The organism is Streptomyces sp. NPDC028368 (assembly GCF_055565615.1).
The window spans coordinates 1-18,003 of the sequence record NZ_JBVHTY010000001.1 but is presented as its reverse complement, the minus strand read 5'-3'; the positions used below and the strand labels follow the sequence as shown (position 1 = coordinate 18,003).

Sequence of the window (18,003 nt, the reverse complement as noted above, 5' to 3'; positions counted from 1 at the left end):
TCACCCTCAGGCCGTGAACCCGAGTCACTCTCTGGCCGGGGTCCGGAATCCGAGGACGGCGATCCATCGGACGGGGACGACGTGGAGTCGGGGGAGGCACCCGACAGCGCGTCGCCGCCGCTCTGCGCTTCGCGATAACCGGCGTCGAACGGAGTCAGCTGGCTCGGAGGCGGAGAGTCGGACCGTGCGGGTGCGGACGAATCGCCGCGGTCCGGTGACTCGCCACCACCGCCAGAGGAATCGCCTCGGGCGTCGGACTGCGACTGCGGACTCGAGTTGCCGGCAGAGTTCGTCGAGATCCCGGTGCCGCCGTTGGGACTGCTGTCGCCTGAACCGTCGTTGTGCGAAGCGCCACTGGACGAGCCGTTCGGCGAGCCGTCACCCCCGGACGTACCGGGCGACGAGCCATCCGACGACGAGGAGCCACCCGACGACGACGAACCGCCCGAGGACGGGGAGCCACCCGACGACGACGAACCGCTCGACGACGACGAGCCACCCGAAGACGACTCCCCACCGCCGCCTTTGTCACTTCCCTTGTCCGAGCCGCTGCTGGTCTCACTCGCGCCGCCGGAGTCTTTCCCGGAACCGTCGCCGGAGTTGTGCCCGGCCGCCGATTCCAAACCGTTCCGGGCGTGGTGTCCGGCCTTGGCGCCCGCGCCATCACGCAGTGCCTCGGTGAATGTCTGTCCTGAGTTCTTGATTGCGTTGACGCCTTCCTCGGCGCCCTTCTTCACCGTACGGCCGACGTCGAAGCCGTTCTGCGCATCGAAGTTCATGTTCACGGACTGTGCGATGACGTCCGAAATCATGGCCTGCAGCGCCGAGATTGCCGGTTCCTTCACCGTCTCCAGGACCGCGTCTAGAACCTGTTTCGCCGCTTCCTTGATGATTTTCCGTACGATCGCACGGGTGGCGACGGTCGCCGCCACGGCTCCCGCCTCGGACAATCCGAAGGTGAACGGCGCCGCGGCCTGAGCCGCGATGATTTCCGCTGCGAGGATCGCCAATTGGGCGATCACCGCGACTTTCATTCCGATGACGAGTCCGGCCGCGGCATCCAGAGCGAAGGCAATGGCGTTCGCCGCGTTACGGGCGTCGTCGAAGTAGCCTGAACCGCTCGCGAACTTCTCCCACGTCGTATGGAAGCCTTCGATGGAGTCGCCCGAGTTGGACGACACCACGTCGCCGGCCGCCTTGACGCCCTGATGCTGGAGGTCCTCCACCCCGGCCGCGAAGTCCCGCCACTTCTGGGCGGAGTCCATCAACTTGTCCTCGTCCGCTGTGGGCCAGTTGAACCCCAGCATTTCAAGAACCCACTCAAGTGCGTCCGGCAGCATCAACGACACGGCTGGGTTCTCCCGGCTGGCTGTGGTTCACGTATGAACGGATCAAGGGTCAGGGACAAAGGCTCGGATCAGCGAGGTTGATCGCCTTGAGTGAAAGAAAGCCTGGACAAGGGCTCTAGACGCTGGGGCTCTTGAAGCGGGAAATCAACTGGCTCTCCGCCTCGGCATTCGCCACATGCTGCTTCATCATGGACTCATTGAAGTTTTCGTCGGCCTCGTGGTTCTTGGCCATGTTGTTCAACCCGCCGCCGATTTCCTGGAGTTTGGCGGCGAGATGGCCCATCGATTCGTACATGCCGTCCCGCAGGCCCTCGTAGACGACGCCGAATTTCTCCCCCAGGTCGTCATCCCCCCACGGCGGCGTGTCCTGGCCCTCCAGTGAGGTCAGCCCGTTCTTCAACGTGTCGACGAGGCTCTGGTAGCTCTGGCCGATCCGGTCAAAATCGCTGCCGCCCGTACGCAACGAGGCGATGTCGGCCTTGAGCCCGTCCCCCATCGTGCTTCCCTTCGCCTGGACGTCGCCATCGCCACGTCGGTGCTGAAAAGTTTAACCATCACTGACATGCCCTCAAGACGCCGCTTGCTACAGCTTCGTTGCGGAGTGCGGGCGTTGGTCTGCATTGGATGGCTTGATCTGGCGCCTTGACGGAGCGCCCGTCCGCCTCGCTCCTGTCCCCTTCCCGAGGTGCCGAGCCGGCGACCGCAGCGCTACGACAGGGCGGCCGTACCCGTATCGGCTCACTTCCGCGGGTGGAGGAGTCAAGGGAAGAGCAAGGGAAGAGCTAGGGGCGGAAGAGCCTACTCCCCTTATCTTGCGTTCAATGGAGGAGAGGGCCATAACCGGCCATCCCGCCCTGTGACATGCGGCCCGGATCGTCATGCACGGCACACCGCGCACGGGCTCGGAGCGGCCGGCGCCGCGCCGCTCGGCTCGTGCTGACGTTCCTGCCGCCGTACGCCGCGTCGTCAGGCCGACCGGGGCGGGCCGGCCGAATCACCGGCTACCACGCTGCCCCCGACCCCAACACTCCCCTTGGCCGGCTTCTCAGGGCACGCCCTTTACGCCTGGAGTGTGCTGGGAGCGGCCGTGCAGGCGACCTCCCGTATCCCGCTCATGTCGTACGTCACCTCGTACGTTCGCCCCGAACTGGACCACGGCGATCTCAGTGAACCCCGCCACCGCGTACGGCCGTACGGCGTCGACGAAGTCCCCGACGTCGTCACCGCACGGGATCGCCCCGGCCACGTCGTCGGGCCGTACGAACTGCGTCGCGTCGGCGAAGGTGCCGGAGCTGGTGCCGGAGAGTTCGGAGTTGACCTTCCAGCCGCCGCCGAACCACCGGAACTGGTCATGAGCCCGGCGGATCGCGGCGTCCCGGTCCGGGTCGTAGCAGCTGGGCAGCCGGCCCACGCGGGGCTTGCCTGCGCCGCCATGCCGGTCAAAGGACTTGACCGGTGCGGCCTTCGGCTCGACGGCGATCACCGGGTCCCCGAGCCGCCCGGCGAGGGCGCAGGAGTCCTCGCCGGAGATGGCGATGGCGATGGCGATGGGCGGGGGTGCGTCGGGCAGATCCCAGAGCTTGGCGGCCTCCACATCGAAGTGCGCGCCGCGGCGATGGACGGTCTCACCGCTGAACAGTGCGCGGATGATCTCCACCGCTTCGGCGAACTTCGCGTGCCGCTCACGGACGCCCGGCCATCCGCCGCCCACCACATGCTCGTTGAGGTTCTCGCCCGAGCTCAGCCCCAGCCGGAAGCGCCCCTCGGACAGCAACTGCACGGTGGCCGACTTCCGGGCGACGACCGCAGGGTGATAGCACTCGACTGGGCAAACACGAGCCTGCTTCCCGCCCTGCGCACATTGTGATCCCGTCCCTGGCCGTCATCACGGCGCCGGGGCACTGCCTTCCTCTGCGGCAGCGCTCCGTGGAGGCTCCATGGCAGCCCGAAGCAGGTGTCTCCGTGCAAGCTCCTCTGCGTGGCTAACGTAGTGACCATGACGATGACCGATTCCGACGACGTCCGTCGCATCGCCCTTTCCCTGCCGGAGACGGTGGAGAAGATCGCCTGGGGCATGCCCACCTTCCGGGTCGCCGGGAAGATGTTCATCACGCTCCCCGACGATGAGACGTCGTTCGCCGTGCGGTGCCCCATCCACGAGCGGCAGGAGCTGATCGCGGCGGAGCCGGGAAAGTTTTGGGTGCCGCCGCACGAGGCCGCCTCCGCCTGGGTACGGGTGCGACTTGCCGAGCTGGAGGATATGGACGAGCTCCGGGACATCCTGGTGGACTCCTGGAAGCAGGCAGCCCCGCCGCAGCTGGTGAACGATTTTCCCGGGGCGGGCTGAGCCGCGGCGGAGGTCATTGCGTACACAGCCGAGAGGGAATAAGCCAGAACGTTGACGGAATTTCGGAACTCCGGAACTCCGGTCGGAGCCGTGAAAATCCCCAGCAGCGCGCACGCCCCCTCGGTTGATGTTTCAACGGGTTCAACGGGTTCAACGGGGTCAACGGGGTCAACGGGTTCAACGGGTTCAACGGGTCGAGTACGGAGTGTTCTGGAGGTCCGGTACCGAGCGGGGCGCGGGCCCCGCAACGACCGGGATCGACCGATCGACGCCACCCGGCCGACTCGTGCACCGTCCGGGGGCGGTGCACTGTGGAAGACGTGGGCCTCAGGGAGCGTTTTGCGGGTCTGCGGGAGCCATGGCGGCCGGGTCATGCACTGCTGGCGATTCCCGTTGTGCTCATCATCGTGATCACGATCGTGGACCTTTTGGTACCGGCCGACATCCATCTGGGACCGCTGCTGGTCATCGCGCCGGCGATCACCGCCTCATTTGCCGGTCCACTGCTGACCGGGGTGATCGGGATCCTGGCGATGGCGGCCCAGGCATACATCGGCCTGCACTTCGGTGTGCTGGCCACCCGGAACGTGCTGGTGCAGATCGTCGCCCTCGCCGTGCTCTCCGCCCTGATCGTGTTCTTCTGCGTCGTGCGCGAGCGCCGAAGACGGGAGCTGGCTCAGGTCCGGTCGGTGGCCGAAGCCGCGCAGCACGTCCTGCTGTGGCCGCTCCCGGAAAGAATCGGGCCACTGCGGATCGCCTCCCTCTACCTGGCGGCGGAGGACGAGGCCCAGATCGGCGGTGACCTGTACGCGGCCACCCGCGTCGAAAGCGGGACCCGGGTGATGATCGGTGACGTACGGGGCAAAGGCCTGGCTGCCGTGGGAGAAGCCGCTCTCCTGCTGGGCGCCTTCCGCGAGGCCGCCCACCAGCAATCCCAGCTGCCCGAGCTGGCCGCGGCCCTGGAACAGAGCGTCACCCGCTACCAGGCCGACTTCGAGCCGGCGGACGAGGCCGGAGAACGCTTCGTCACCACCTTGCTGCTGGAGATCCCCGACGAGGGCCACGTCACCCGGATGACCAGCTGCGGCCACCCCGCACCCCTGCTGCTCAGCCCGGGGTCCTCCGTCACCGTTCCGAGTCTGCACCCCGCGCCCCCGCTGGGGGTCGGCGGCACAGGGCCGGCGGGCTACACCCTCGACGTGTTCACCTTCGAGGCCGGAGACACCCTCCTCCTCTACACCGACGGCGTCATCGAAGCGCGTGACCGGGGCGGAGACTTCTACCCGTTCGAGGAACGGGCCGCCCAGTGGACCGAGAACTCCCCAGAGGCACTCCTGCACCACCTCCGGCGCGATCTCCTCGCCCACGTCGGCGGACGTCTCGGCGACGACGCCGCGATCATCGCGATTCACCGGACACCCGCTCACCACCATGGACGCCACCACGGGAAGATCACCCACCTCGACGGTTTCCACCGCGGCGCCGGAAGACCCGAACCGCGGGACTGACCGGGCGCGGCACCTCACGCGGGTGGTGGTCCGAGACCGGCGGATCCGCTCGTTCGCGGCATCGCGGCATCGCGGCATCGCGGCATCGCGGCATCGCGGGGAGAGCTGCGCCTCCACACGGAACGCCGCCGGGTTCACCTCCCACCTCCCCGAGCCCGAGTACGCCGCTGCCGGTCCATACGGGCGACCTCGCGGCGTGGCAGCTGGCCCACCGGCGTATGCCGGGGTGCGCTGGCCCCGCGTGCACCCGCGCTCGCTCCCACCGAGCCACCCTCAGGAGAACCGCATGCCCCATGCCCGCCGCGTACCCCGTGCCGTCGCGCTCACCGCCGTCGCCGTGCTCAGCACGCTGGCCGCCGCCTCGGGGATCCCGGCGGGCGCGGTCGAGCCGCCCCGTGACCGTGGCCTGTTTCTGACGGTGTCCGGTTCCGGCGACACCTGGATCCGTGGGGTGCAGCTCAACTGCCCGGACACCCGCGGCAGCCATCCGCACGGCGAGGCCGCCTGCGTGGCGCTGGCCGAGGCCGACGGCGATCTGGACGCGCTGCCGGGGGACCCGCGCCCGTGCACCAAGCAGTACGACCCGGTCACCGTCGCGGTGACAGGTGATTGGCACGGCCGCCCGGTGGCATGGCGCAAGTCGTTCCCGAACAGCTGCGTCATGGACTCCGACACCGGGCCGGTCTTCCGCTTCTGAGACCCGGCCGCTCCGGCGCCCGCCGCCCTCAGACCCGCCGCGCCGTCACCATCCCGGCCGTCACCAACGCCAGCACGACCCACAGGAACCAGACCCAGCCGTTGCCACCCAAGGCCACGGTGTACGCGGTCGCGACCACCAGGCCGCCCACCGTGCACACAGCCATCGTCTTGGCAGATCCGGGCATACCCGCAACCTCCTCACGGCAGCCCGGAGCACCTGTGCCACGGGCCGCGGCCATGGGACCATCGTCCCCGGCCGCGGCCCGTACCGCTAGCTGGCGTGCCCGCCTTACTGCCCCCGCGCTTACTGCCCCCGCGCTTACTGCCCCCGCGCGTTGAGCGAGGCGAGATAGGCGTTGTAGTCGGCCAGATCCTTGTCGCCGTTGCGGTCGGCGGCCCGGTCCGCGCGCGTCGCCTGGCGCTCCTCGGACTTGTACCACTGGAAGACCAGGGCGATCAGGACCACTACGGACGGGATCTCGCTGAACGCCCAGGCGATGCCGCCCGCGGCCGTCTGGTCGGACAGCGCCTCGATGCCCAGCGAGGCCGGCGGGTGCAGGAACGTGTTGACCATCGGCTCCGACGCCATCATCAGCGCGATCCCGAAGAACGCATGGAAGGGCATACCGGCGAACAGCTCCAGCATCCGCATCACATAGCCCGGCCGGTGCGGACCCGGGTCGACGCCCATGATCGGCCAGAAGAAGACCAGGCCGACGGCGAGGAAGTGCACCATCATCGCGATGTGCCCGGCCCGCGACTCCATCAGGAAGTCGAAGAGCGGCGAGAAGTACAGGGCGTAGAGGCTCGCGATGAAGAGGGGGATGGTGAATGCCGGGTGCGAGATGATCCGCATATAGCGGCTGTGCAGCAGCGCCACCAGGAGTTCACGCGGTCCCTTGCGGCCGCGCCCGGCGGTCGGCAGCACACGCAGCGCCAGCGTCACCGGCGCCCCGAGCAGCAGCAGGATCGGCGACAGCATGCTGATGACCATGTGCTGCACCATGTGCACGCTGAACATCGCCATGCCGTAGTCGTTGAGCTTGGTGCACATCACCAGAGCCACCGTCAGTACGCCCACGACCCAGGCGATGACCCGGCTCACCGGCCAGTGATCCCCCCGCCGCCGCAGCCGGAGCACCGCCCAGCCGTACAGCAGCAGTCCCAGCAGGCAGCCGACGAGAAAGAACGGATCACCACCGAACTCCAGCCCCCGCCCCAGCGTGAACGGCGGCAGATCCATGTTCATGCCGTCCATGCCGTGCCCGCCGTGATGCATCCGCTCGCTCCTGATTCGTACCAATGCTCCGGCGACAAGACTAGAACCGCCCCCGGCCATCGCATCGGCCGGGGGCGGTTCGTACAGCACGGAACTATCGGACGGGGACCGCCGCGGTCACAGCACGCACTCGGCCTCGTCATACCGCTGCGCGGGCACCGTCTTCAGGCTCTCCACGGCCTCGGCCAGCGGCACCAGCGTGATGTCCGTGCCGCGCAGCGCCGTCATCATCCCGAAGTCACCGCGGTGCGCCGCCTCCACGGCGTGCCAGCCGAAGCGGGTCGCCAGCACCCGGTCGTACGCGGTGGGCGTACCGCCGCGCTGGACATGGCCGAGAATGACCGGCCGGGCCTCCTTGCCGAGGCGGTTCTCCAGCTCGACGGACAGCTGCCGGGCGACCCCGGCGAACCGCTCATGGCCGTAGATGTCCTTGGCGCCGACGTCGAAGGACATGGAGCCCTCGCGCGGCTTGGCGCCCTCGGCGACCACCACGATCGCGAACTTCTTGCCGGCTTCGAAGCGCGCGGAGACCCGCGCGGTGAGCTCGTCGATGTCGAAGGGGCGCTCCGGCACCACGATCGCGTGCGCCCCGGCCGCCATGCCCGAGTGCAGCGCGATCCAGCCGGTGTGCCGCCCCATGACCTCGACGATCATGACCCGCTGGTGCGATTCGGCGGTGGTCTTGAGCCGGTCCAGCGCCTCGGTGGCGACGCCCACCGCCGTATCGAAGCCGAAGGTCACGTCCGTGACGGCGATGTCGTTGTCGATGGTCTTGGGTACGCCGACGATCGGCAGCCCGGCGTCCGACAGCAGCCGCGCCGCCTTCAGCGTGCCCTCGCCGCCGATCGGGATGATCGCGTCCAGGCCGAGCTCCGCGACATGGCCGCGGGCCCGTTCGACACCGTCCCGCAGATGCGCGGGCTGCACCCGCGACGACCCGAGGATGGTGCCGCCGCGCGCCAGGATGCCGCCGACGGCATCCAGGTCCAGCTTGCGGTAATCGCACTCCAGCAGGCCCTTCCAGCCATCGTGGAAGCCGATCACCTCATCGCCGTGATCGGCGGTGGCGCGGTGGACGACGGACCGGATGACGGCGTTCAGACCGGGGCAGTCGCCGCCGGAGGTGAGGACACCAATACGCATTGCTCGAAAAACCCTCTGCAACTCAACCGGAGGCCCGGACCCCGTCGTCCGGTTGGATCCCGCTCACCCTACAAGCGCGGGGCCACCGGGCACACGTACGCCCGCAGTGCGGACTGCGGGCGTACGAAATCACCTGGAAGCCGGCGAAACGCCCAAATGGGCATCAAGCGGGCATCAAGCAGGCGTCAGGCGGACATCAGGCGGGCTGAGTTGCCGCGGCGATACGTTCCTGTCGGAGCGCCTCGTACCAGCGGTCATCCACCGGAGGCAGCGCATTGACATCCAGCGCCAGCTTGATCAGCAGGTCGGCGATGTGGGGGTTACGGGCCATGACGGGACCGTGCATGTACGTGCCGAAGACGGTGTCGTTGTACGCGCCCTCGTAGCCGTCACCAACGCCGTTGCCCTTGCCGAAGCGCACCTTGGCGAACGGCCGGGCGGTCTCACCCAGATGCGTCACGCCCTGGTGGTTCTCGAAACCGGTCAGCGGCGGCAGCCCCAACTGCGGGTCGATATCGGCCAGTACGTCGCCCACGCACCGCTCGGCCTCGCCGCGGGTGCTCACCACGTCCAGCAGCCCCAGGCCCTCCTGCTGCTTGCCGAGGTCATTGACGAACTCATGGCCCAGGATCTGGTATCCGGCGCACACCGAGAAGACGATCGCGCCGTTGGAGACCGCGCGGTGCAGACCGCCGTCACGGATCAGCCGCTCGGACGCCAGGCGCTGCGGCCGGTCCTCGCCGCCACCGATCAGATAGATGTCGCCGGAGGTGGGAATCTGCTGGTCGGACCGTACGTCCAGGCGCTGTACGTCCAGACCGCGCTGACGCGCCCGCCGCTCCACCACCAGGGCGTTGCCCTGGTCGCCGTATGTGCTCAGCAGGTCCGGATAGATCCACACCAGGCGCAGGCTGTTGTCACTCATGCTCGCTCGTCCTTGTCCGCGCATCGCGCTCAGTTGCCCACGCGGCGGCGCAGGTCCTGGAAGGCCGTGTAGTTGGCGATGACCTCGATCCGGCCGGGCGGCGCCATCTGGACCGCCTCATCGATGTTGTCGCACACATGGAAGTCGAGTCCGGCGACCTCGAGGCGCACCGCCAGGTCCAGCTTGCGGTCCCCGAGCACGAAGATCGGGTGCCCGGCCAGCCGGGTGTAGTCGACGTCCCACAGCCAGGAGGTATCGGTGCCGTCCGCGCCGCGGGCGTTCACCGACATGATCACCGGGGTCGGCGGCGGGTCGATCAGCGAGAACGTCTCCAGCCAGCCGGCCGGGTTCTTCGCCAGCAGCAGCCGCAGCTCCCGCTCCAGGAACGTGACCACGTCATAGCGGCCGGCCACCGCCTGCACGCCGTACATCCGCTCCAGGGCGACCTGCGGCGGCACCCCGAAGGCGGCGGCGACCGCGGCCGACGTCGTGGCGTTCGCCTTATTGGCGCGCCCCGGCAGCTGAAGCTTGATCGGCCAGGCGCTGCCGTGCGGGTCCAGGACATGATCGCCGGACAGCGCCCAGCTGGGCGTCGGCCGGCGGAAGCCGCACTCGCCGCAGAACCAGTCGTCGCCGGGCCGCTGCATCACGCCACCGCACGAGGGGCAGGACCAGGCGTCGTCCTTCCACTCCTGCCCGGCCGCGACCCACACCACATTCGCGGACGACGAAGCCGCCCACACGATCAGCGGGTCGTCGGCGTTGGCCACGATCAGGGCCTTGGAACCGGCCAGCCCCTCGCGCCAGTGCTCAGCCAGCATCCGCGTCTCCGCGGCGCGGTCCAGCTGGTCACGCGAGAGGTTCAGCAGCGCTATGGCCTTGGGCGTGACATCCCGGGCCACGCCGGCCAGGTACTTCTCGTCCACCTCGATAACGCCGTACTTGGCGTCCGAGCCGCCGGCCAGCGCGGAGGTGATGCCCGCCGGCATATTGGCGCCGAGCGCGTTGGAGACCACCGGGCCGCTGGCCCGCAGCGCCTCCGCGATCAGTCGCGTCGTGGTCGTCTTGCCATTGGTCGCCGACACCAGGATCACGTCCAGGTGCCGGGCCAGCCGCGCCAGCAGGTCGGGGTCGAGCTTGAGCGCCACCCGGCCACCGATCACCGATCCGCTGCCGCGGCCCGCCGCGCGCGATACCGCCGCCGCGGCCTTGCCCGCCGTCACGGCCAGCTTGGCCCGCGGCGACAGCGGCTCCGTGTTGCCTGCCATCGTCCTTGATCCTCCTTGCATCCGGCGCCCGCCTGCCACGTGGCTGCCGGTGGAACGCCTCCTCCGCAGCCGATGACCGGCCGGGGGCTTCGGTCGGGGATCAGCCTATCGAGATCCGGCCGTGGGCCCGAACCCCGCCACCCGTGCCGCGACATCCGGTATGACCGGGACGCCGTCCTGTGGACCGTACGCTTGACGCCATGCGCTCCCGTACGATCCCCGGCAGCACCGGCCGTCCGCGCCCCATGCGCCTCCTCGGCGACCTGGCCCTGCATACGCCCTGCCAGGAGGTCACCGCCTTCGACGGCGAGCTCGCCCGGCTGATCGAGGACATGTACGCGACAATGTACGCGGCCCGTGGCGTCGGCCTCGCCGCGAACCAAATCGGCGTCCCTTTGAGGGTGTTTGTCTACGACTGCCCCGACGACGAGGACCGCCGCCACCTCGGGCACCTCGTCAACCCCCGGCTCGTCGAGGCCGACGGCCCCGTCATCCGTGGGCCCGAGGGCTGTCTGTCGCTGCCCGGTATCGAGGCCGGTACGCCGCGCCACGACCACGCCGTTGTGGAAGGGCTCAGCGCGACCGGCGAGCCGAGGACCGTGACCGGCACCGGCTTCTTCGCCCGCTGTCTCCAGCATGAGTGCGACCACCTGGAGGGCGGCCTGTACGTCGACCACCTCACCGGGCTGCGACGCCGCCGGGCGCTGCGCGCGGCCGCCCGCGCGCCGTGGGCCACCCCTGTGGGGAAGCCCGGGATCGGCCGCTGACCCCTTAGGGGTGGGGGGAACAGATCCCGTAGGGGATACGGGCGCCCCCTTCGGGGCCACAACGCGGGGGCTCCGGAGTGCTATTCCCGTGGCTCCCCACATCATCGGCAAGCCGCTGCCCGGCTGCCGGCGCCGGCGCCGGCGGCTATAGGCCGGGACCGGCGGCTATGAGCCGGGGCCGGCAGCTAGAAGCCGGGGCCGCCCGCGAAGTCCTTGACGGTGGCCAGCTGTCCCCACAGCAGATCCGTCAGATGCTGCACCAACTTCTCGCGGGAGCAGGGACGTTCCCGCAGCCACCAGTCCCCGGCGGCATGCATCATGCCGACGATGCCGTGTCCCCACACCCGCGCCCGCTCCTCGCCCTCGGGCCCCAGATCGAGCCGGTCGGCGATCACCTTGGCCAGCTCCTCGCCGAGCCGGCGCAGCAGCGGGGCGGAGTGCCGGCCCACGTCGAAGCCGGATTCGGCCTGCCCCTGTTCGTCGGACGGGTGCATCAGGAAGCGGTAGACCTGCGGCCGGGTCTCGATCGCCACCAGATAGGCGTCGAGGGTGGCCTCGACCCGGTCGCGGCGCAGGACCGGTGCGTCCAGTGCGGTCCGCAGATTGTCCAGCAGGGCGTCGGTGTGCCGTACGGCCAGCGCACGGTAGAGCCCGCCCTTGTCACCGAAGTGGCGGTAGAGGATCGGTTTGGTGATGCCGGCCTCGGCGGCGATGGCGTTCATCGACGCTTCCGGGCCGTCGCGCAGCACGATCCGCTCCGCAGCCTCCAAAAGCTCCCGCCGTCTGCGCTCGGTCGCCGTCTGCCGACGGCCGCCGTGCTGTGTGTTCTCCATGGTTGTGCTCCCACCCTCGTGAATCCGTGGCGCTCGCGCAACGTAACACCCGAACTCCACGGTGAATTCGAAGCCCGGGTAGTTGACATCCCTTACTGGCGAGTAACAGACTCAGGTTACCGCAAGTAACATCTGAAAGATCGCAGCGCTGGAGGGGTCATGGCCGAGTTCACCATGGAGCTCAACGATGAGCAGAAGGAAGTCCGTGACTGGATTCACGGCTTCGCCGCGGACGTCATGCGCCCCGCCGCCGCAGAGTGGGACGAGCGCGAGGAGACCCCCTGGCCGGTCATCCAGGAAGCCGCCAAGATCGGCCTGTACTCGCTGGACTTCTACGCCCAGCAGTTCTTCGACCCTACGGGCCTGGGCATCCCGATGGCCATGGAGGAGCTGTTCTGGGGCGACGCCGGCATCGCCCTGTCGATCGTCGGCACCGGCCTCGCTGCCGTCGGTGTCCTCGCCAACGGCACCGAGGAGCAGATAGGCACCTGGGTGCCGCAGATGTACGGCGATGCCAGTGACGTGAAGGTCGCCGCCTTCTGCTCCTCCGAGCCGGACGCCGGATCCGACGTGTCGGCCATGCGGACCCGCGCGGTCTACGACGAGGCCAAGGACGAGTGGGTCCTCAACGGCACCAAGACCTGGGCCACCAACGGCGGCATCGCCAACGTCCATGTCGTCGTCGCGGTCGTCGACCCCGACGCCGGCTCCAAGGGCCACGCCTCCTTCATCGTCCCCCCGAACACCCCTGGCCTCTCCCAGGGCCAGAAGTTCAAGAAGCACGGCATCCGCGCCTCGCACACCGCCGAGGTCGTCCTGGAGAACGTCCGGGTCCCCGGCCACTGCCTGCTCGGCGGCAAGGAGAAGCTCGACGAGCGCCTCGCCCGCGCCCGCGAACGGGCCAAGAACGGCGGCGAGCGCGTGAAGAACGCTGCGATGGCCACCTTCGAGGCGTCCCGCCCGGCGGTCGGCGCCATGGCGGTCGGCACCGCCCGCGCCGCGTACGAAGAGGCCCTGGAGTACGCCAAGACCCGCGAGCAGTTCGGCCGCCCGATCATCGACAACCAGGGTGTCGCCTTCCAGCTCGCCGATATGCGCACCCAGATCGACGCCGCCCGCCTGCTGGTCTGGCGCGCCTCCTGGATGGCGGTCACCGGCAAGCCCTTCACCTCCGCCGAGGGCTCCATGTCGAAGCTCTTCGCCAGCGAGGTCGCCAAGAAGGTCACCGCCCAGGCCGTACAGATCCTCGGCGGCAACGGCTTCACCCGCGAATACCCGGTCGAGCGGATGCATCGCGACGCCGCGATCTACACCATTTTCGAAGGCACGAGTGAGATCCAGCGCCTCGTGATCGCCCGGACTCTTTCGGGAATGCCGATCCGGTAAGGCAAAGTGCCAGCAGGACACGCGTAGATCAACGCGTAAGCGATGGCCTCGTCCTCGGTGGGGGGACGGGGGCATCGATTCGCTGCGGACGCCTCAGGCGGCCTGTGGGAGATTGGGGTCGGGTCATCGATCGCCCTGCTTCTCAATGAGGGCGGTGCCCGAGTCGAGATCAATGCCGGTCCTCTTCGGCGCACCGTCCTGTTCGTCGTCCCGCAAGACCAGCTCGATCCGGCGTTGTTCCAGCTGGACTCGCGACGGAGGCAAGGCCGAGCCGTCGTGGATGGTCTCGCACGAACTGCCGCTGGACCAGGTGCCGCAGGGCTACCGGCACCTTGGTAACCACGACGCCCGCTGGATCAAGGTCTTCCTCCACCCCGATGGCGGAGGCGTGGGCTGAGTTGGCGCACGGCCCGTCGGCACGTGAACAGGCGCGACCGCTCTACGGTACGGCCGGAGCCTGCCGACGCCGCTCCCAGTCGGCCCGGGTGAGTGCGTACTCGACTTCGCCGTGCTCGGTACCCTCGATCGGCTGCGGCCAGTCGCCGGTGAAGCTCCGGACGAACGACAGACCCGCCTTTTCCATCACGCGCCGGGATCGCGCGTTGACGGTCATGGTGTTCGCGGTCACTCGCTCCACCCCGAGGTCCGTGAATCCCTTGCGGATCAGGGCTCGCGATCCCTCCGTGGCGTAGCCGGTGCCCCAGGCGTCCGTGTTCAGCCGGTAGCCGAGTTCGACCACGGCGGGGCTGCAGTCGGCCAGCGGCCGGAATTCGAACCAGCCCAGGAAGGTCCCGGTGGTCTTCTCCTCCGCAGCCCAGTAGCCGCGTGTGCCGAAGCATGGGTAGTGGTGGAGGAGCCGCGGCACGGTCTGCGCCTGGACCGCCTCGCGGCTGGTCGGTCGGCCGCCGTTGATGAAGCGCATGACCTCGGGGTCGTTGTCCAGCGCGAGCAGGTGGTCGACGTCGGCCTCGGTGAACGCACGGAGGGCGAGCCGGCCGGTTTCCAGGAAGGTGCGCATTCCGGCATCTTCCTCACTGACGCCCGGGTTCGCCATCCGATATCGGGTTGGGGGGCGGGGGGAGGCGGGGGACTCGACGGTTTGCGGAGGTGTGATCGCCGAGTGAGGTCCGGTGGCTGGTGGGCGTCCGGATCCGTTCGCGGGGATGATGACGATTCACCTGGTGAGTTGTCAGTTGCCCGTGCCGCTGCCGGGATTCTTGAGGGCGGGCGATGTCGAGGTGACGTCGAGGGTTCTGGGGGCCGCTTGGTCTGCGTCCTTCGGGCCTGTTGGGTGGTGGTTGTCCCGCATTCGGTACGGTCTGCTCCGGCTCCGGCTGCGGCTGCTGCGAATAGTGACGGTGTGGCTGATGATCGTTCCGCTGCTCACCACGCCGGCGTTCGCTGCGGGGGCGGCGCGGGGGCTGGTGCTGCAGGCGCGGGGTGTGGCGCGTCCAGGCGTCATCGCGCGGATCACCGAGTCCCGCGGGAGGAGCACCTCGTATTGGTGCGCCCTCCGCTACGAGCGCACCGCCACGGCGTCCGGTGCGCTTTTCTGCAGCAAGGACGACCGGGTCGGCGATCGCGTACGTGTGCTTCGGGACCCCGCGGGCCTGGTCGATCCGCAGCTCGACGGGGGAGCGGACGCCGTCCGGGGCGATGCGGTCCTCGCCGCAGCGAGCGAGGTCCTTCTGCTGGGCTTCTCCCTCTCGGCCGGCGCCGTGGCTGCAGTCATCCACCGCAAGGCCGTCCGTCGTCGCGGCGTCGCGCCCGGCGCCCGCTGAGCGGGCAACCCGTACGGCAACCCGTACGGCAACCCGTACGGCAACCCGTACGGCAACCCGGACACCTCTGAGCCGCGCCTCGGGCCGTCGCCCGGTGCGCGGCTCTTCGCGTGCCCGTGCGCCGGCAAGCCGTGCGCCGGCCAGCCGTACCGCCCGCAGGTCCGTGCGCCGCATGCCCGCGTGCCGTCCGGCCGGCCGCGTTCGCGCACCTCATCGCGGGTTTTTCGGCATCGCGAGCCTCGTCTCCCCTTGACGGGTGGATCGACTCGCTCTACGTTTCTTCCATAAAGCAAAACATTGATTCCATAATGCGGAATTAAGAGCTTGCCGGTTCCTTCCGGTTCTTCGCCGGAAACATGCCCCTGACAGGTCGACGCAGGAGTACTCGATGCCTCGAATGACAGCCGCCCGCGCTGCAGTGGAGATCCTCAAGCGCGAGGGCGTGACCAACGCCTTCGGAGTGCCGGGCGCGGCGATCAACCCCTTCTACAAGGCGCTCAAGGAAGGTGGCGGCATCGATCACACGCTCGCTCGCCACGTCGAGGGCGCCTCGCACATGGCCGAGGGCTACACGCGGACCAACCCGGGCAACATCGGTGTCTGCATCGGCACCTCCGGCCCGGCCGGCACCGACATGATCACCGGCCTGTACTCCGCGATCGGTGACTCCATCCCGATCCTGTGCATCACCGGCCAGGCGCCGACCCATGTGATCCACAAGGAGGACTTCCAGGCCGTCGACATCGCCTCGATCGCCAAGCCCGTCACCAAGGCCGCGACCACGGTGCTCGAGGCCGCGCAGGTCCCGGGCGTCTTCCAGCAGGCCTTCCACCTGATGCGCTCCGGCCGCCCCGGCCCGGTCCTGATCGACCTGCCGATCGACGTCCAGCAGACGGAGATCGAGTTCGACCCCGAGACGTACCAGCCGTTGCCCGTCTACAAGCCGATCGCGAGCCGCGCCCAGATCGAGAAGGCGCTCTCCCTCTACCTCGCGGCGGAGCGCCCGGTGATCGTCGCCGGCGGCGGAATCATCAACGCCGACGCCGCCGACCTGCTGGTCGAGTTCGCGGAGCTGACCGGCACCCCGGTCATCCCCACCCTGATGGGCTGGGGCGTCCTCCCCGACGACCACGAGCTGAACGCCGGCATGGTCGGTCTGCAGACCGCACACCGCTACGGCAACGCCAACTTCCTGGAGTCGGACTTCGTCCTCGGCATCGGCAACCGCTGGGCCAACCGCCACACCGGTTACAAGCTGGACGTCTACACCAAGGGCCGTAAGTTCGTCCACGTCGACATCGAGCCCACCCAGATCGGCAAGATCTTCGCGCCCGACTACGGCATCGCCTCGGACGCCAAGGCCGCGCTGGAGCTGTTCGTCGAGGTCGCCAAGGAGCTCAAGGCCGAGGGCAAGCTGCCCGACCACGGCGAGTGGGCCGCCTCCACCCAGGAGCGCAAGGCCGAACTGCAGCGCCGTACGCACTTCGACAACATCCCGATGAAGCCGCAGCGCGTCTACGAGGAGATGAACAAGGCCTTCGGCCCGGAGACCCGTTACGTCTCCACCATCGGCCTCTCCCAGATCGCCGGCGCGCAGATGCTGCACGTCTACAAGCCGCGCCACTGGATCAACTGCGGCCAGGCGGGCCCGCTGGGCTGGACCATCCCGGCCGCGCTCGGTGTCGCCACCGCCGACCCGCAGTCCCCGGTCGTCGCCCTCTCCGGTGACTACGACTTCCAGTTCATGATCGAGGAGCTGGCGGTCGGCGCGCAGCACCGGATCCCCTACGTCCACGTCCTGGTGAACAACTCCTACCTGGGCCTGATCCGTCAGGCGCAGATCGGCCTGGACATCAACTTCCAGGTCAACCTGGAGTTCGAGAACATCAACTCCCCGGAACTGGGTGTCTACGGCGTCGACCACGTCAAGGTCGCCGAGGGCCTGGGCTGCAAGGCGATCCGGGTCACCGACCCGAACGAGCTGGGGGCCGCCTTCGAGGAGGCCAAGAAGCTCGCCGCCGAGTACCGCGTGCCGGTCGTCGTCGAGGCGATCCTGGAGCGCATCACCAACATCGCGATGAGCAAGACCGCCGACATCAGCGATGTCACCGAGTTCGAGGAGATCGCGACCGAGCCGGGCCACGCGCCCACCGCGATCAAGCCCCTCAAGGGCTGACACCGGTACGGATTCACACGGTGTGCCGGGCGCGCTTGACCGCTGCGCCCGGCGTCGCCACCATCCCGTACAACAGAAATGCAAATCCGCTATTCGGAAGGGGCGCCGGCCTTCATGGGTTTCACGGACACGCGCTTCAACGTCAATCTGTCGATTCTGTTCACCGAGCTCGCGTTGCTGGAGCGGCCGGCGGCCGCACGGGCGGCGGGTTTCACGGCGGTGGAGCTGTGGTGGCCGTGGGTGGACGCCCCGGTCCCCGAGCAGGCGGACCTGGACGCGCTGCGCGACGCCCTGAACGACGCCGGGACCCAGCTGGTGGGCCTGAACTTCTACGCCGGACAGCTGCCCGGCCCCGACCGCGGCGCCCTGTCCATCCCGGGTGCCGAGTCCGACAAGTTCCGCGCCAATGTCCCCGTGGCGATCGAGTTCGCCGCGTCGCTGGGCTGCACCACCTTCAACGCCCTCTACGGCAACCGCGTCGAAGGCGTCCCGGAGGCCGAGCAGGACAAGCTCGCGCTGGAGAACCTCGCCTTCGCCGCCCG

Annotated in this window: 18 protein-coding genes and 2 pseudogenes; 9 read left to right on the top strand and 11 right to left on the bottom strand. The window is 68.8% G+C overall.

Annotated elements, in window-relative coordinates:
* Positions 1-276 precede the first annotated feature (276 nt).
* Positions 277-978 (top strand): hypothetical protein, encoded by a 702-nt coding sequence (locus tag ACZ4S3_RS00100; RefSeq protein ID WP_467925243.1) that lies wholly within the window; start codon positions 277-279, stop codon positions 976-978.
* Here ACZ4S3_RS00100 and ACZ4S3_RS00095 read toward each other — a convergent pair.
* From ACZ4S3_RS00095 to ACZ4S3_RS00085, 3 genes and pseudogenes are all read right to left on the bottom strand, one after another.
* A pseudogene (locus ACZ4S3_RS00095) lies at positions 969-1,265 on the bottom strand (WXG100-like domain-containing protein); the annotation flags it as partial. The gene ACZ4S3_RS00100 and the pseudogene ACZ4S3_RS00095 sit on opposite strands and share 10 nt — an antisense overlap.
* Before the next feature lie 199 nt (positions 1,266-1,464).
* Complete coding sequence (locus ACZ4S3_RS00090; protein ID WP_467923910.1) at positions 1,465-1,845, bottom strand: hypothetical protein; 381 nt, start codon at positions 1,843-1,845, stop codon at positions 1,465-1,467.
* A 639-nt stretch (positions 1,846-2,484) separates the two neighbouring features.
* Positions 2,485-3,180: pseudogene (locus ACZ4S3_RS00085) on the bottom strand (TIGR03557 family F420-dependent LLM class oxidoreductase); the annotation flags it as partial.
* A 171-nt stretch (positions 3,181-3,351) separates the two neighbouring features.
* Here ACZ4S3_RS00085 and ACZ4S3_RS00080 point away from each other — a divergent pair.
* The 3 genes from ACZ4S3_RS00080 (at position 3,352) to ACZ4S3_RS00070 (ending at position 5,901) form a co-directional block, all read left to right on the top strand.
* Complete coding sequence (locus ACZ4S3_RS00080; RefSeq protein WP_467925161.1) at positions 3,352-3,696, top strand: MmcQ/YjbR family DNA-binding protein; 345 nt, start codon at positions 3,352-3,354, stop codon at positions 3,694-3,696.
* A gap of 404 nt (positions 3,697-4,100) precedes the next feature.
* Complete coding sequence (locus ACZ4S3_RS00075; RefSeq protein WP_467925159.1) at positions 4,101-5,204, top strand: PP2C family protein-serine/threonine phosphatase; 1,104 nt, start codon at positions 4,101-4,103, stop codon at positions 5,202-5,204.
* A 286-nt stretch (positions 5,205-5,490) separates the two neighbouring features.
* Positions 5,491-5,901: an SSI family serine proteinase inhibitor gene (locus tag ACZ4S3_RS00070; RefSeq protein WP_467923908.1), complete on the top strand. Its 411-nt coding sequence runs from the start codon at positions 5,491-5,493 to the stop codon at positions 5,899-5,901.
* Positions 5,902-5,929: 28 nt separating this feature from the next.
* On the opposite strand, the gene ACZ4S3_RS00065 is transcribed toward ACZ4S3_RS00070, so the two are convergent.
* The 5 genes from ACZ4S3_RS00065 to ACZ4S3_RS00045 form a co-directional block, all read right to left on the bottom strand.
* Positions 5,930-6,088, bottom strand: a complete 159-nt coding sequence (locus ACZ4S3_RS00065; RefSeq protein WP_467923906.1) for a hypothetical protein — start codon at positions 6,086-6,088, stop codon at positions 5,930-5,932.
* 134 nt (positions 6,089-6,222) lie between these two features.
* Positions 6,223-7,182, bottom strand: coding sequence for a cytochrome c oxidase assembly protein (locus ACZ4S3_RS00060; protein WP_467923904.1), 960 nt, complete (start codon positions 7,180-7,182; stop codon positions 6,223-6,225).
* Positions 7,183-7,299: 117 nt separating this feature from the next.
* Positions 7,300-8,325 carry a 6-phosphofructokinase gene (locus ACZ4S3_RS00055; RefSeq protein WP_467923902.1) on the bottom strand — a complete coding sequence of 342 codons (1,026 nt, stop codon included), beginning with the start codon at positions 8,323-8,325 and terminating at the stop codon, positions 7,300-7,302.
* A 196-nt stretch (positions 8,326-8,521) separates the two neighbouring features.
* Positions 8,522-9,250 carry a type 1 glutamine amidotransferase gene (locus ACZ4S3_RS00050; RefSeq protein WP_467923900.1) on the bottom strand — a complete coding sequence of 243 codons (729 nt, stop codon included), beginning with the start codon at positions 9,248-9,250 and terminating at the stop codon, positions 8,522-8,524.
* 29 nt (positions 9,251-9,279) lie between these two features.
* Entirely contained in the window at positions 9,280-10,518 is a 1,239-nt protein-coding gene (locus ACZ4S3_RS00045) for a DUF1727 domain-containing protein (protein WP_467923898.1), read from the bottom strand.
* A 200-nt stretch (positions 10,519-10,718) separates the two neighbouring features.
* On the opposite strand from ACZ4S3_RS00045, the gene def reads away from it, so the two are divergent.
* Complete coding sequence (def, locus tag ACZ4S3_RS00040; protein ID WP_467923896.1) at positions 10,719-11,285, top strand: peptide deformylase; 567 nt, start codon at positions 10,719-10,721, stop codon at positions 11,283-11,285.
* Between the two features lie 185 nt (positions 11,286-11,470).
* Here the strand turns inward: def and ACZ4S3_RS00035 are convergent, their stop codons facing one another.
* Positions 11,471-12,118, bottom strand: coding sequence for a TetR/AcrR family transcriptional regulator (locus tag ACZ4S3_RS00035; RefSeq protein ID WP_467923894.1), 648 nt, complete (start codon positions 12,116-12,118; stop codon positions 11,471-11,473).
* A gap of 159 nt (positions 12,119-12,277) precedes the next feature.
* On the opposite strand from ACZ4S3_RS00035, the gene ACZ4S3_RS00030 reads away from it, so the two are divergent.
* The gene (locus ACZ4S3_RS00030) at positions 12,278-13,504 is read left to right on the top strand and encodes an acyl-CoA dehydrogenase family protein (protein ID WP_467923892.1); all 1,227 of its coding nucleotides are present in this window, start codon (positions 12,278-12,280) and stop codon (positions 13,502-13,504) included.
* 123 nt (positions 13,505-13,627) lie between these two features.
* Here ACZ4S3_RS00030 and ACZ4S3_RS00025 read toward each other — a convergent pair whose 3' ends face one another.
* On the bottom strand, positions 13,628-13,768 hold the full coding sequence (locus ACZ4S3_RS00025) for a DUF6191 domain-containing protein (RefSeq protein ID WP_467923890.1): 141 nt from the start codon (positions 13,766-13,768) through the stop codon (positions 13,628-13,630).
* A gap of 175 nt (positions 13,769-13,943) precedes the next feature.
* Positions 13,944-14,522 (bottom strand): GNAT family N-acetyltransferase, encoded by a 579-nt coding sequence (locus ACZ4S3_RS00020; protein WP_467923888.1) that lies wholly within the window; start codon positions 14,520-14,522, stop codon positions 13,944-13,946.
* A 280-nt stretch (positions 14,523-14,802) separates the two neighbouring features.
* Here ACZ4S3_RS00020 and ACZ4S3_RS00015 point away from each other — a divergent pair, with 280 nt between their 5' ends.
* The 3 genes from ACZ4S3_RS00015 to ACZ4S3_RS00005 all read left to right on the top strand — a co-directional run.
* Positions 14,803-15,285 (top strand): hypothetical protein, encoded by a 483-nt coding sequence (locus ACZ4S3_RS00015; RefSeq protein ID WP_467923886.1) that lies wholly within the window; start codon positions 14,803-14,805, stop codon positions 15,283-15,285.
* 388 nt (positions 15,286-15,673) lie between these two features.
* The gene (gcl, locus tag ACZ4S3_RS00010; protein ID WP_467923884.1) at positions 15,674-17,461 is read left to right on the top strand and encodes a glyoxylate carboligase; all 1,788 of its coding nucleotides are present in this window, start codon (positions 15,674-15,676) and stop codon (positions 17,459-17,461) included.
* 114 nt (positions 17,462-17,575) lie between these two features.
* Positions 17,576-18,003 (top strand): TIM barrel protein (locus ACZ4S3_RS00005; protein WP_467923882.1); only part of this gene is annotated, 428 nt, incomplete at its 3' end.